We start from the raw sequence: 15,075 nt of genomic DNA, 5'->3' as shown, positions 1-15,075 counted from the left end.
AAATATTTTTTCAATTATGTTTGCTTTAACTTATGATAACATGTAAACGCACTGATTGTTATATGACGATAAAGAAAATTTTGAGAAAATCTATTTTCCTTATTTCCTTATCTACAACATTCGATTTTTCATTATATTTTCCACAAAAAGGGGAAATTGTACCTATGCCAATCACCCGTGACGGCCATATCCATACTCCGTTCTGCCCGCATGGAAGCAAAGACTCGTTTCATACCTATATTGAAGCTTGTATTAACAATGGAATAAAAACGATTAGTTTTACTGAGCATGCTCCTCTGCCTGAAGGCTTTACCGACCCTGTGCCTGATAAAGACAGCGCCATGCCGATCGAAAAGCTCGATCAGTATTTAGATGTCTTAAACGATCTTCAATTAGAATATATTAATGACATTATTATCAAAAAAGGGCTGGAAGTAGATTTTATTGAAGGATTCGAGAAAAATACAGAGACATTTATGGACACTTACGGCTCTGAGCTTGATGATTGCATTCTCTCTTCTCATTTCATTAAAATAAATAGCGAGTATATATGTATAGATTTTTCTCCAAGTCACTTTGATCGTTACGTACGTCTTTCCGGGTCACCGCAAAAGGCAGCGGAATTGTATTACGACGCCGTGCTCCGCTCTATCCGGACCCCCCTTGGAAAATACGCGCCAAAAAGAATTGGCCATATGACGCTCATTCGTAAATTTCATAAAAATTACGATCATGATTTCCTTGTTAGAGACACTATCGAATCTATTTTGCAGGAAATTAAACTCCGGGGCTTTGAACTTGATGTAAACGGCGCCGGGACAACGAAACATCGCTGCCTCGAGCCGTATCCGCATCCATCCGTAATTCAGACTGCAGCGGAAATGGGGATACCTCTTGTGTATGGTTCCGATGCCCACGCCTCTTCAGGATTATTAGCAGGAAGCACAGATATTTCAGTTCTCACTGAAGGACAATTACAACAATAAAAGAGGGATATTTATGTCTTTTCAACCAGTTTCTTACGACACGTCTTTAGAAAAAAGCTACCATACTTTATGTCAGCAGGCGAAAGCTTTATTTTCCGGAGAAAATGACCCGACCGCCAATTTGGCTAATGCTTCCGCGCTGCTTAATCAATTTTTATCTAACGTCAACTGGGTGGGTTTCTATATCTGGAGCGAGGCAGAAAATGAACTGGTACTCGGACCGTTTCAAGGACTCCCTGCCTGCAACCGCATCACCCCGGGCAAGGGCGTTTGCGGTACTGCTTATGAGAAAAAACAGACGGTCCGCGTCGAGGATGTCCATGCCTTTCCCGGCCACATCGCCTGCGACGCTGCCAGCCAGTCGGAAGTAGTGGTCCCGCTGTTCACTCCTGAAAAGGAAGTATACGGCGTGCTCGACATTGACAGTCCGGTCCTGAACCGTTTTTCCGAACAAGAAGCATTCTTTTTACGCCAGTTTGCCGATGAAATTGAAAAAGGGCTGTTTCCATCTGGAAATTAATCTTCCCGTTCCAAACAACCGGGGGTGTTCAATTTAAGCACCCCCGGTATTTTTGATTTCCTCAGAAACCGTCAATTCATTTCACGCACTTCTTTTCAGTTTAAACGTATTGACTTGATAACTGTCAAAAGTTATAATGACGGTTGTGTAAAAGACAGCCTGGGCAAGCCTGGCATGTGCTTTCCATTTTGCTCCTTGCTCCTTGCAAGGTGTGTTGCGTAACCCCTAGCTGTCGGGGCGAAGACATACGAGGGTAAAATGAGCATGACGGGAGATTCGCCAACAGTGTTTTTATACCAAAATTTGTTTTTATAGAGGAGGATGCCATTATGGCACGCTATACAGGTCCAACCTGGAAAAAGTCCCGCCGCTTCGGCATCTCTCTCAGTGGTACAGGAAAAGAACTCGAAAAACGTCCTTACCCGCCGGGAGAGCATGGCCCAACGCAGCGCAGAAAATTATCTGAATACGGTGTGCAGCTGCAGGAAAAACAGAAACTCCGCTTCATGTACAACTTAAATGAGCGCCAATTTCTGCGCACATTTAATATCGCTGGCAAATTGCCTGGTGTACACGGCGAAAACTTCCTGATTTTACTTGAATCCCGTCTCGATAACCTTGTTTATCGTCTCGGTCTTTCCCGCACGCGCCGTGGCGCACGCCAGCTGGTTAACCACGGCCACATCACTGTAGACGGTAATCGTGTAGATATTCCGTCTTACCGTGTAGAGCCTGGAAAAACCATCAGTGTTCGTGAAAAATCCCGCAACATGAGCGCTATCCAGGACGCAATTGAAGCAAATTCTTTCGTCCCGGAATACCTTACGTTTGACGCTGATAACCTTCAGGGTACCTACAGCCGCTATCCTGAACGTTCTGAGCTTCCTGCGGAAATTTCCGAAGCACTTATCGTTGAGTACTACTCTCGTTAATAGTAAAAATCCCGTGCAGACTAACGTCTGCACGGGATTTTTGTATTTTATGCGTGGTTAGAATTGAGTTTTATCAACCGTGCTTTAAAATCAGAAAATATTTCTTTTTACCCCGGCGCATAATAATAAAACGGTTATCAATCAAATCATCATTCGCTACCGTTTTTTCTGTACGCTGTTCCCTTTCACCGTTAATATATATGGCTCCGTTTTGCACATCTTCTCTGGCCTGCCGTTTTGAGCCAGCTATGCCGGACTGAACCAACAGGTCCACCAGATTTTGTTCTTCTGCTTCCATCGTGTACGATGGTACATCTTTAAAGCCCTGGGCTATTTCATCTGCTGTAAGTGCTGTCAGCTTTCCTCCACCAAAAAGAGCCTTCGTAATGTTTTCAGCCTGATTCAGTGCTTCCCGGCCGTGGACAAACGAGGTGATTTCCTGCGCCAGCCTTCGGTGGGCTTCTCGTTTTTCAGGCGCTGTTTGCATTTTTTCTTCAAGCTCTTTCATTTCTTTCTGATCAATAAACGTAAAATAGCGTATAAACTTTAATACATCACGATCGTCCGTATTAAGTAGAAATTGATACATTTCGTATGGAGACGTTTTTTCAGGATCGAGCCATATCGCATACCCGGCTGTTTTTCCAAATTTCGTGCCGTCGGCTTTGGTCACCAAAGGAATAGTCATACCGTAAGCAGGAGATTTTTCCGCGTCTTCATGTTCCAAACGACGTATCAGCTCTAGACCAGCAGTAATATTTCCCCACTGATCACTGCCACCGATTTGAAGCGTACACTGATGATTTTTGTACAAATAGTAAAAATCAATTGACTGCATGATCTGATAACTGAATTCAGTAAAAGAAATTCCTTCCTGAATCCGGGACTCCACTGATTCTTTCGCAAGCATGTAATTGACGCTGAAGTGCTTCCCGAAATCTCTTAGAAAGCTAATCAGGGTCATGCTCCCAAGCCAGTCGTGGTTGTTCACAATTTCTGCACCGTACGCACCATCAAAATCAAGGTATTTTTCGAGCTGGCTTCGAATTTTTTGCGAAAAACCTTCCACAATTTCCGGTTCGTTCAGAGAGCGTTCTGCATTTCTTCCACTCGGGTCCCCAATCATACCTGTTCCCCCGCCTACAAGCGCAATCGGCTGATGCCCATGAAGCTGCATCCGGCGCATTAAAATAATAGTCAGCAGGTGGCCAATATGCAGGCTGTCTCCAGTAGGATCAAAACCACAGTAAAAACGAAGCTGGCCGTTGTTTAACTGATTCTTAAGTCCCTCTCTTTCTGTCACCTGATTCACAAGCCCTCTTTCTTCTAATTCCTCCCAAATGCCCATAACTTTCCCCTTTCTGGTTTAAGAACACTCACAACTTGGATATATAAGTGTAGGTACATAAAAAGTCCCTTTTCGTTTTGAAAACGAAAAGGGACGATGATGACCGCGGTACCACCCTTATTGGAAGCATACGCTTCCCGGCTTCATGTTGATAACGATGCATTACACCGTTTCAGGTCTTTGGTAAAAAAGACCTGAAAGAAGCTCTGGATGTGTAATTCGCCAAAGGCTGCAGGTCGACTTTCAGCAAACGTCGACTCTCTGTGACTGTAGGTCCTATGGTTACTTTCATCCTTCATAGCTGTATGTTATAGTTTGTTTTCAAGTTTGCGCTCTTTTATTTTTAGCACAAGACTTTCAAAACTGTCAATGTATGAATCCATAGACAAAGCTACATAGAGAAGGGAGATCGTATTAATTATGGGGCGTCACGACCAAACAAGCTCAAGAAACACCTTACGCATTGTTGGTCTTTCATTTCTAACCCTATTTATTGTTTTTATTCTAGCCTTTGTATTTATCGGGTCAATCGGTGCAGGCTTTTTCGCCTCTTTGGTTAAAGGGCAGGAAGCTTACACGGAAGAAGAAATGCAGGAATCAATATATAGCTACGCCGAAAATAGCACCGTTCATTTTGCCAGTGGGGAGCAATTAGGAGAACTGCCTTCGGAATTGGAGAGGCAGCGGGTAGAACTCGATAATGTTTCAACCAACCTTCAGAACGCCTTTTTATCCACAGAGGACAGAGCTTTCTACGAGCACAACGGGATTAATCCTCAATCATTAATGCGCGCTACATATCAGGAGGTAACAAATTCCTCTACTCAAACGGGCGGTTCGACATTAACTCAGCAGATTGTTAAAAACCAGCTGCTGACCAGAGAGGTATCCTTTGAACGAAAAGCCAAAGAAGTTGCTTTGGCCTTGCGAATGGAGACTTATTTCACTAAGGATGAACTGTTTCAAGCCTATATGAACATTGTCCCGTTCGGCCGGAATGCCAATGGAGAAAATATTGCAGGGGCTCAGGCAGCCGCACAGGGAATCTTCGGTGTTGATGCTTCTGAACTGAATATCGCCCAGTCTGCTTATATTGCCGGTCTTCCACAAAACCCATACACATACACCCCATTTGAAAGTAATGGAGATGTTAAAGATGACCTTTCTGCAGGTTTGAACCGTAAAAATGAAGTTTTGCATAATATGCTTGAGATAGACTCCATTTCTCAGGAAGAATTTGATGAAGCAATGAACTATGATATCCGCAGCAATCTTGCTGAGCCAAAAGAAGAAGTAGCCCAGGAGTACCCTTACCTGATCAACGAAACCCAGCGCCGGGCAACGCAAATTATGCGTAAGCAGATGCTTGCAGAAGATAACGTCCAGCTCGAAAACTTATCAGACGAAGAGCGCCAGGAGACCATCCAGCAGTATAACCAGGAAGCAAGCCGGGAAGTCTCTGAAGGCGGCTATGATATCGAACTGACGGTTCATAAAGATACCTATGATGCGATGCAGCAGGCCGTAGAGGACAATGAATACTTCGGACCTGAAAAAGAAGGCGAAGCAGAGCAGGTCGGCGGCATGATGATTGAAAATAACAGCGGTGCTATTTTAAGTTTCATCGGTGGCCGCGATTTTGAAACAAGCTCGTTAAACTATGCCACCCAGACGCGCAGACAAAACGGTTCTACAATGAAACCACTGCTTGATTATGGGCCGGCAATTGAAGAAGGAATTTTACATCCCGGGCAGACGCTGCTTGATATTCCTACCGAATATGGAGGAGACGATGACGAACTCAACAACTTTGACGGAGAGTATGAAGGCTTTATTGATGCCAGAAGCGCTTTAGCCGAATCACGTAACATACCGGCAGTGCGGGTATTTGATATGCTTGACGAATCGACAAGAGAAGAAGCCCTTACTGATTTGGGCATGGGCAATGTAGTCGAAAACGGCATTTCTACTTCCACTGCGATCGGCGGGCTAAGCCGCGGCGTAAGTGTAGAACAAAATACAAGTGCGTTTACAACTTTCCCTGCCGGCGGTGAGCACCATGATCCTTATATGGTGGCTTCTATTACCGACAATACAGACGAAACTGTATTCGAGCATGAAGAAGAATCCACCAATCCTTTTTCTGAACAAACGAGCTTTCTTATTACAGATATTCTGCGAGACGTATTAGGCCCAGACGGCACAGCAAGTTCTCTTCCCGAGCGCCTGAATATTGACGGTGATTGGGCTGGAAAAACAGGTACCACAAATAACCAGATAGACTCCTGGTTTGTGGGCTACAACCCCAACGTAACCTTTGGTTTGTGGCTTGGGTATAATGAACAGATTAGCATTGAAGACGCACAGGGACTCTCTTATTCGCAGAGAACCCAGCAGATCTGGGCAGATGTTATGAATGCCGCTTCTAACACTGAAGATGATTTAATCGGTGCTGGAGACACATTCTCTGAGCCGGAGGGGATTTCTACAGAAGAAATATGTGGACTTTCCGGCAAACAGCCTACTGATTTGTGTGAAGAAGCGGGTCTGGTAAATGAAGATATTCTCAATGAAGAATTCGCTCCGACTGAAGAAGATGACAGCCTCGAAGAAGTTGAATATGTAACTATCGATGGAGATCGTTACCCTGGCTATGATGATACTCCTTCTGAATTTATGGAAAACGGCATTTCTTTAAATGAGAATTATCTTTTAGATGGCGATGAAGAAAAGGTTCAGGAATATTTGCCGGACGACTGGGATAATGTTGTCCCGGATGAAGATGCTCCTGAAAATAACAGAGATCCGTCCAGGGTCACCGGGGTATCCAATGATGGCGGCACTCTTACTTGGTCAGCTTCTAGTGACAACGATGTGATTGGCTATCGCATCTTTAATGATGGCGAGAAGGCCGGCAATGTTATCGACCGTGAAACCACGGAATTCGATACCAACGGAAATGGAGAATATACCGTTCGTGCTGTAGACACTCACGGCAGGGAATCAAACGATTCCAACGGGGTTGACGTTGGCGGTTCGACTGACGATAGCGACTCCAATAATAACAATGGAAATAACGACTCCGGCAATGAAAGCTCCGAAAACAATGAAGATGCCAACAGCAACAATTCCGGAAACAACAATAATAATTCTAACGATAATAATGATGAAGATAACGGCAGTGATAATTCTTCAAATAACGGTAACGATAATCAAAATTCTGGTGACTCTGGCGCTAACGACAGCTCCAGCAGCAGTAACGAAGAAAACAGTGCCGATGAAAACAATGAAAGCGAAGGCGGAGATAATTCTTCTTCAGATTCTTCCAGTGATAGTTCAGGGACATCTGAGGACAACTCTGAGGAGCCGTCAAACAATGACAGCTCCGATGAAAGCACAAACGAATCGAATACTACGGATGAAACAGAAAATGGCGGAAGCTCTACAGACGAAGAAGAATCCAGTGAAGACTCCTCCCCTTCAGAGGGAAGCAGCGACAGTGAAACCTCTGACGACAGCAGTAATGAAGAAGATTCTTCTGCCCCTTCTGAGGACGGCTCCGGGGACAGCGGCAGCTCCGGCGGCGCATCCACTGATGAAGAGGAGTCCACGGAGGATTCCTCTTCTGCTCCTTCCGGGGACGGCTCCGGGGACAGCGGCAGCTCCGGCGGCGCATCCACTGATGAAGAGGAGTCCACGGAGGATTCCTCTTCTGCTCCTTCCGGGGACGGCTCCGGGGACAGCGGCAGCTCCGGCGGCGCATCCACCGATGAAGAGGAGTCCACGGAGGATTCCTCTTCTGCTCCTTCCGGGGACGGCTCCGGGGACAGCGGCAGCTCCGGCGGCGCATCCACCGATGAAGAGGAGTCCACGGAGGATTCCTCTTCTGCTCCTTCCGGGGATAGCGATGCCGAGAGTGACGAAGATTCCAGCACTTCCTCAACAAATAGCGAAGCCCCTGGCGAAAGTTCCTCGCCAGAGGCCTCAAGTGGTACTGAAAATGAAACAGAAGAAAGCTCTTCTTCTGAACAGGAAGAATAGAAAACAAAAAACCGTTATGTAGTGAAATTAAGACTTATGCGATTTGAGCCAGTCCAATCCATACTAGTAATATTGCGAGTGGTACTGAAACTATTCCCGCTGTCCGCAAAAACCGGCGATTTTCTTTACTTCCTTTAAATATTAAGAAGAAACTTTCCAACAAAAGAATAAGACCGATAATTAACGCAACCAAAGCGATCTTCCTCCTTTTCATTTCTTTTATTTATCATACCCGAAGGAATATTAGAAATAAAGAAGCCCCCGTACATAATTAAGTACAGGGGCTTCTTGCGTTTTCCTGCTCTAATCCTCCATGGTGGAAAGATCCCCGGTTGGCAGATCAAGTTCCCATGCTTTCAAGACACGGCGCATAATCTTACCACTTCTTGTTTTCGGAAGTGACTTCCGGAATTCGATCTCTTTTGGAGCCACGTGTCCGGCAAGTTCCTTCTTTACAAAACTTTGGATTTCTTCTTTCAGTTCATCCGAAGGTTCATATCCTTCCCGGAGAGCTACAAATGCCTTAATAATTTCTCCGCGCACAGGGTCAGGCTTCCCGATAACGCCTGCCTCCCCTACAGCCGGGTGTTCAACCAGTTTGCTTTCTACTTCAAACGGCCCGACTCTTTCACCAGCAGTCATAATAACATCATCTACACGTCCCTGGAACCAGAAGTATCCATCTTCATCCATATAAGCGGAATCACCAGATACATACCAGCCGTTCAATTCAAAGTAACTATCGAACTTTTCTTTTCTATTCCAAATAGCCCGCATCATCGAAGGCCAAGTTGGTTTAATCGCCAGGTTGCCCATCCGGTTTGGAGGTAGTTCATTACCCTGGTCATCGACAATAGCTCCGTAGACTCCAGGAATAGGTTTCCCCATAGAACCGGCTTTGATGGTCATAGCAGGATAGTTGCATATCATCATTGCTCCGGTTTCTGTCATCCACCACGTATCATGAATACGGAGATTGAATGCTTTTTCGCCCCAGCGTACAACCTCTGGGTTCAACGGTTCTCCGACACTTAAAATGTGACGCAGCGAAGAAAGGTCATAGTCTTTCATAAGCTCGTCTCCGGCGCTCATAAGCATCCGAAACGCGGTTGGTGCGCTATACCAGACAGAAACATTGTAGCGGTCCAGTGTGTCATACCAATCCTGCGCACTGAAGCGTCCGCCGCGTACCACGTTTGTCACACCAGCGAGCCACGGGCCAAAAATACCATAAGAAGTACCAGTTACCCAGCCTGGATCAGCTGTACACCAGTATACATCTCCGTCTTTCAAATCCAGGACCCATTTTGCTGTCTGGTAGTGTTGAATCATAGCATTATGCACGTGATAAACACCTTTTGGTTTTCCAGTAGAGCCTGATGTATAATGCAGGATCAGTCCATCTTCCCGGTCTACCCATTCCGGTTCGAAATCGCTGCCTGCCTGCTGCAGCCTTGCATCAAAATCCAAAAAACCGCCTTTTTCATCATCCACGCCTCCATGGATGAACACCGTTTCCAGGTTGGGAAGATCATCAAACGGCACCCTTTCCACTAACTGAGGGGTCGTGACCAGCGCTTTTGCTTCGCTGTCTTCCAGTCGGTCCCGGACAGCTCCTTCCATAAACGCTTCAAATAACGGCCCCACGATAGCACCTACTTTAATTGCCCCGAGAAGGGCAAAATAAAGTTCCGGGGAACGGGACATGAATATAAAAACACGGTCCCCTTTTTGAATACCTGCTTCTTTCATTACATTTGCTGCTTTGTTTGTGTATTTTTTCATATCCGCAAATGTGTACTCCTCTTTGCGGCTTCCATCTAAATAATGCAGTGCGACTTGATTTTGTTTATCAGGATTCTCCGCATGGCGATCAATTGCTTCATATGCCATGTTTACCTTTCCTGTTTCGTGCCAAGAGAATTGTTTTTCAATTTCCGACCAGTCAAAGTTTTGTTTTGCTTCTTCGTAGTCTTGTAGGTTGTAATTTCCGTCAGTTGGTGGAAGCGTTTGCACTTTCATTTGAAACATTCCCTTCTGTCGATCTTAATTTGCACAAATTCATTATAATATAAGTTCATATATTGTTCAATTCTTTCATTTCTTAATATTCACATTTCTTCCACCAATCTGAAGCATTTTTCTGATATGATAATAATGTAAGCAGTACCATAGGTGGATGAAGGATGGTGTACATGATTCACAAAAAGACCTATTATTCCAGGGAAATCGCATGGAACAACCACACTCTGCTCATGGAGGGCCCTGTTTCCGGTAAAACACTTCACGATTATGACTTTCATCCAGGACTTACAGCGTTTCGTTCTCATGAAGAACAAAAGAAGGCATTAATTGGCATTGCTGATCTTCCTGAAGGAAGAATTAACATTGTCGCTGACGGCAAAACGATTGTCGGCTATGTCACTTTTGTCTATCCAGATCCTTTAGAGCGCTGGTCCGAAGCACGGTTGGACAGTCTTCTCGAACTAGGGGCCATCGAAATAGCCAAAGAATACAGAGGGGCTAAAATCGGCAAACGGCTATTGGAGTTTTCTATGCTCGATGACGCCATGGAAGATTATATTATTATTACGACAGAGTACTATTGGCACTGGGATCTCAAATCCAGCGGGTTGACCGTATGGGAGTATAGAAAGCTGATGGAAAAAATGATGAACGCCGGAGGTCTTGAATGGATGGCTACTGACGACCCCGAAATATCCTCCCATCCTGCAAACTGTTTAATGGTAAGGTTAGGCTCCCGTGTGTCAGATAATGATGTTCAACAGTTTGATAATGTTCGTTTCACTAATAAATTTATGTTTTAACCGCCTGTTTAGAGGAGGAATGTTTGCTTGTTCGTGGAAGAAATCATGGTTAAAGACGTCATAACAATTGAACGTACTACACTCATCCGTACGGCTTTAGAGCTTTTGGAAAAACATCGCATCCGGCATATACCTGTAATTGACGAAAATGATTACGTTGTGGGGATTGTCGCAGACCGGGATATCCGCGATGCCAGCCCATCTATTTTTCAGCCGGGGGACGATAAAAAAGAATTGGAACAGCCTGTTTCTACTATTATGACTGCTCCCGTTATCACAATCATGTCATATGATTTAATGGCAGATGCTGCTGTAGTGCTGTATGATAACGATATCAGCGCACTTCCAGTCGTATCTTCAGATGAGAAGCTTGTGGGCATACTAACTGAAACTAACGTTTTGCATACATTAGTTAAAATGACAGGCGCCAATCAGCCGTCTTCCCAAATAGATGTTGTTATCCCTAACTTATCCGGGCAATTAGCAGAACTATCACTGATTTTTAAAGAGAAAGGCACAAATGTTATCAGCGTACTGCTCTTTCCGCACAGTGATACCGACAAGCAGGTGCTGAGCTTTCGGGTGCAGACAATGGACCCCCGCAGACTAATCTCTGCCATAGAGGAAAAAGGCTATACCGTACAATGGCCGAGAACACCGGAGCCGGGATCATGATGAATCACGCCCTCGTTTATTCTCCGGATATGCCGCAATATAAATTTAATGATGATCACCCTTTCAGCCCATTGCGCCAGCAAATCACCTTTGATCTTCTGCTTGAAATGGGGGCAATCAGTGATGATAAGCTTGTGCCTTCACGGATGGCGACAGATGAAGAAATAATGCTTGTGCATGACCAGCACTATCTGGAGGCCGTCAAAGCAGCCGGAAAAGGTGAACTGAGTATTGGCGTCGCAAATAACTACGGGCTCGGCACCGAAGACACGCCTATTTTTGACCACATGCACGAAGCTTCTGCTACACTTGTTGGCGGCACCCTACAGGCTGTAGAAACCGTTCTTTCAGGTAAAGCATCTCACGCTTTTCACCTTGGCGGAGGCCTGCACCATGGCTTCCAGGGAAAAGCTTCAGGTTTTTGTGTATATAATGATAGTGCCATTGCTATCGAATATGCACGTAAGCATTTCGGGGCACGTGTTTTATATGTTGATACTGATGCCCATCATGGAGACGGTGTCCAGTTTTCTTTTTACGAGGATCCGGACGTCTGTACTCTTTCCATTCATGAAACAGGAAGATACCTGTTCCCAGGAACCGGCAGCGTTGGCGAAAAAGGAGCCGGTCAAGGCTACGGCACTTCGATCAACATACCTGTGGATGCATTTACTGAGGACGAGTCTTTTTTACATTGCTACGAAGCAGCCCTGCGTGAAGCTGCCGAGTTTTTCAAACCGGATGTCATTTTTACGCTTAACGGGGCAGACGCACACTACTTCGACCCACTCACCCACCTTTCCTTAAGCATTGAGTCGTACAAAGCTATCCCAGCCATCGCTCATCAAGTAGCTCATGAATACTGCGAAGGCAGATGGATTGCCGTCGGCGGCGGAGGCTATGATATGTGGAGAGTCGTACCAAGAGCCTGGGCAGCTGTGTGGCTTGAAATGAGTGAACAGACCCACTTGTACGAACAAAACTGCCCGGAAGATTGGCGGAGCCGCTGGGGAGAAAGTGCTCCCATTGAGCTTCCTACAAGATGGCAGGACCCGGAGCATATGTACGCCCCCATTCCGAGGCGACCGGAAATTGAAGAAAAAAATATACGCTCATTAGAAAAAGCCCTTTTTCATATTAGAAATGAAAAAAGACCATAAATATAAAAAATAAGGAAGCAGTTAAACTGCTTCCCTTATTTTTCGGGAATGGTCGTTGATTGTCTGTATTCCAGTCGGTGCGGGAGGACTACAGTACTTTCGTCTACTTCTTCTTTGTTCATAAACTTCGTCAAAAGGCGCATGGAGACTGCTCCAATATCGTACATCGGCTGCACTACGGTTGTTAATGTTGGGCGTACCATAGTCGCAAGGCGTGTATTGTCAAAACCAATGACGTTCACTTGATCCGGCACGCTAAACCCATCATCCTGCAGCCCATGGATTACGCCAAGGGCCATTTCATCTGTGGATGCAAAAATCGCCGTAGGAGGATTCTCAAGCTTCATCAGTGACTGCGCAGCCCGGAGGCCGGAATCATATGAATAGTCTCCTACTGTTACTAATTCTTCCTCAAAAGAAATGTTATTTTTATTTAGCGCTTCTTTATATCCACTGAATTTTTTATATCCATTTACCGGATCTTCAAGAGAGCCCGAAACCATACCAATTCTTTGATGCCCCCCCTCGATTAACTCCTCCACTGCATCAAAAGCAGCGTCTGCATAATCAATATTTACCGAGGGCACTTCCTTGTTTTCATCAACTGTTGCAGCCAGGACAATAGGTACTGGGGATTGCTTGAACTGCTCCACGTGCTCCTCGGTGATTTCGCCACCCATAAATACAATCCCATCCACCTGTTTTTCAAGCAGGGTATTAATTAGGTTAATTTCCCGATCTTTATTTTGGTCGGAGTTGCTCAGGATGATATTATATTTATACATCATGGCGATGTCTTCAATCCCCCGGGCCAATTCAGCAAAGAAAATGCTTGATATATCTGGAATAATTACACCGACAGTTGTGGTTTTTTTACTTGCAAGGCCACGCGCTACCGCGTTCGGACGATAGCCAAGCCCTTCGATGGCGTCCAGTACCTTTTTCCGCGTAGCCGGCTTTACGTTTGGGTTGCCGTTCACGACACGTGAAACGGTGGCCATCGAAACGCCAGCCTCTCTTGCTACATCATAAATTGTTGTATTCACTAGTAATCCTCCTTCAAATCCCTTTCATCCACTTTTCAACAGATGATGCTATCATATAATAATGTTGATCAACCCTGCAATTCATTTATGAAAACTTTTCATAACTTCCTGAGCATATATGAATATTCGAGTTTTGTTCTTCTCTTCACAATTACAGATTTTTTTATCGTATCATACATAAACACCTAACGTCTTTATTCTTGATTTAGCTTGTTTTCAATTGTTTTCATTTTACTATGTTTTCATACTTCTTTTCAAGAAAACGCTATCAACTAATTTAAATTAGTTATAACTGCTCACCATATAAAAAGCACAGGAGAGTCCCTGTGCTTTCATGTAGAGAATTAGTATTTGTATAATCCGGAAGCCCTGAGGGAGCCCAGGAAAGATTCAAATTGGGCAATATCCATTTGCTGCGCAGAATCGGAAAGAGCGACCGCAGGATCCGGGTGTACTTCAGCCATGACCGCATCTGCGCCGATAGCAAATGCTGCACGGGCAGTTGGTTCAAGCAAATCTCTTCTACCTGTGGAGTGCGTCACATCTACCATGACCGGAAGGTGAGTTTCTTTTTTCAAAATTGGTACTGCAGAAATATCGAGTGTATTTCTAGTTGCTTTTTCATACGTGCGAATACCGCGTTCGCAGAGAATAATATTTTCATTTCCTTTAGCCAGGATGTATTCGGCGCCTTTAATTAATTCGTCGATAGTCGAGGACATTCCGCGTTTCATTAATACAGGCTTGTCCACGCCTCCCACTTCTTTCAGTAATTCAAAGTTCTGGGAGTTTCTCGCGCCGACCTGGATAACGTCAAGGTAATCCAGGGCCATTTCTACATCCTGCGGACTTACAATTTCACTGATTACCACCATATCCAGTTCGTCAGCTACACGGCGCAGAATTTCAAGACCTTCTTTTCCAAGCCCCTGAAAGTCATAAGGTGAAGTTCTCGGCTTAAATGCTCCGCCGCGCAGAAGACGAATGCCCTGGTTTTTCATGGATTTGGCAACTTCGTACACCTGCTCGTAACTTTCTACGGAACAAGGGCCTGCAACAATACGCTGGGAGCCATCTCCGATTTTTTCGCCCTTCAGGTCAACAATTGTATCTTCCGGCTTCTTCTTGCGGGATACCAGCAATTCTTTGCGGTTATCATCTTCCTGAAGCTCGAGCCCCGCCTGGAAGATTTGCTTAAAAATGTGCTGGACCGTGGAAGTGTAGAAGGGCCCTTCGTTATGTTCTGCAATGTGATCGAGCATATGGCGTTCACGTACCGGGTCGAATCGCTTCTGCCCGGACTTACTTTTAACATCCCCAATTTCCCGGACCAGCCGTCCGCGTTCATTAATTTGTTCCAAAAGTTTTACGTTCACTTCGTCTAATTGTTCTCTTAAGGCATCTAACTGCTCGTTACTCATATTCTCCACTCCTTCGGTCAATTACTTATCTTTTCGATTACGCCCAATTATAAACGAAGAATTCTGTTCTGTCAGCCCTTTTTTCTTTATTTCTTAAACGCTTTTAAGTGTTAAAGTA

Annotated in this window: 12 protein-coding genes and 1 other annotated feature; of the genes, 7 read left to right on the top strand and 5 right to left on the bottom strand. The window is 45.0% G+C overall.

Annotated elements, in window-relative coordinates; genetic code table 11:
* The first annotated feature begins 164 nt into the window (after positions 1–164).
* From hisJ to rpsD, 3 genes are all read left to right on the top strand, one after another.
* Positions 165–986 carry a histidinol-phosphatase HisJ gene (gene hisJ / locus B5066_RS09775; RefSeq protein WP_079475745.1) on the top strand — a complete coding sequence of 274 codons (822 nt, stop codon included), beginning with the start codon at positions 165–167 and terminating at the stop codon, positions 984–986.
* A 13-nt stretch (positions 987–999) separates the two neighbouring features.
* Complete coding sequence (locus B5066_RS09770; protein WP_079475744.1) at positions 1,000–1,506, top strand: GAF domain-containing protein; 507 nt, start codon at positions 1,000–1,002, stop codon at positions 1,504–1,506.
* A gap of 329 nt (positions 1,507–1,835) precedes the next feature.
* Positions 1,836–2,438, top strand: a complete 603-nt coding sequence (gene rpsD / locus B5066_RS09765; protein WP_079475743.1) for a 30S ribosomal protein S4 — start codon at positions 1,836–1,838, stop codon at positions 2,436–2,438.
* A gap of 73 nt (positions 2,439–2,511) precedes the next feature.
* On the opposite strand, the gene tyrS is transcribed toward rpsD, so the two are convergent.
* Positions 2,512–3,786, bottom strand: a complete 1,275-nt coding sequence (gene tyrS / locus B5066_RS09760) for a tyrosine--tRNA ligase (protein WP_079475742.1) — start codon at positions 3,784–3,786, stop codon at positions 2,512–2,514.
* A gap of 86 nt (positions 3,787–3,872) precedes the next feature.
* Positions 3,873–4,094: a binding site (T-box leader), on the bottom strand.
* A 112-nt stretch (positions 4,095–4,206) separates the two neighbouring features.
* Between tyrS and B5066_RS09755 the strand changes: the two genes are divergently transcribed.
* The gene (locus B5066_RS09755; protein WP_079475741.1) at positions 4,207–7,827 is read left to right on the top strand and encodes a transglycosylase domain-containing protein; all 3,621 of its coding nucleotides are present in this window, start codon (positions 4,207–4,209) and stop codon (positions 7,825–7,827) included.
* Positions 7,828–7,861: 34 nt separating this feature from the next.
* Here B5066_RS09755 and B5066_RS16735 read toward each other — a convergent pair whose 3' ends face one another.
* Complete coding sequence (locus tag B5066_RS16735) at positions 7,862–8,020, bottom strand: hypothetical protein (protein ID WP_158219141.1); 159 nt, start codon at positions 8,018–8,020, stop codon at positions 7,862–7,864.
* A gap of 110 nt (positions 8,021–8,130) precedes the next feature.
* A complete protein-coding gene (acsA, locus tag B5066_RS09750; protein WP_079475740.1) occupies positions 8,131–9,849 on the bottom strand; it encodes an acetate--CoA ligase in 1,719 nt (572 codons plus the stop codon).
* 173 nt (positions 9,850–10,022) lie between these two features.
* Between acsA and B5066_RS09745 the strand changes: the two genes are divergently transcribed.
* The 3 genes from B5066_RS09745 to B5066_RS09735 are packed head-to-tail and all read left to right on the top strand — an operon-like array spanning position 10,023 to position 12,490.
* A complete protein-coding gene (locus B5066_RS09745) occupies positions 10,023–10,655 on the top strand; it encodes a GNAT family N-acetyltransferase (RefSeq protein WP_079477007.1) in 633 nt (210 codons plus the stop codon).
* A 33-nt stretch (positions 10,656–10,688) separates the two neighbouring features.
* On the top strand, positions 10,689–11,330 hold the full coding sequence (locus tag B5066_RS09740) for an acetoin utilization AcuB family protein (protein WP_233133333.1): 642 nt from the start codon (positions 10,689–10,691) through the stop codon (positions 11,328–11,330).
* A complete protein-coding gene (locus B5066_RS09735) occupies positions 11,324–12,490 on the top strand; it encodes an acetoin utilization protein AcuC (protein WP_371862286.1) in 1,167 nt (388 codons plus the stop codon). The genes B5066_RS09740 and B5066_RS09735 overlap by 7 nt, the downstream gene beginning before the upstream one ends.
* A gap of 35 nt (positions 12,491–12,525) precedes the next feature.
* Here the strand turns inward: B5066_RS09735 and ccpA are convergent, their stop codons facing one another.
* Entirely contained in the window at positions 12,526–13,536 is a 1,011-nt protein-coding gene (gene ccpA, locus B5066_RS09730; protein ID WP_079475737.1) for a catabolite control protein A, read from the bottom strand.
* A gap of 344 nt (positions 13,537–13,880) precedes the next feature.
* Complete coding sequence (locus B5066_RS09725) at positions 13,881–14,957, bottom strand: bifunctional 3-deoxy-7-phosphoheptulonate synthase/chorismate mutase (RefSeq protein WP_079475736.1); 1,077 nt, start codon at positions 14,955–14,957, stop codon at positions 13,881–13,883.
* Positions 14,958–15,075: the final 118 nt, after the last annotated feature.

This window comes from Marinococcus halophilus, assembly GCF_900166605.1.
In the GTDB taxonomy this organism is placed as follows: Bacteria; Bacillota; Bacilli; order Bacillales; family Marinococcaceae; genus Marinococcus; species Marinococcus halophilus.
Note: the sequence above shows the minus strand (reverse complement) of the source record. Positions and strands in the feature narration are given on the sequence as shown.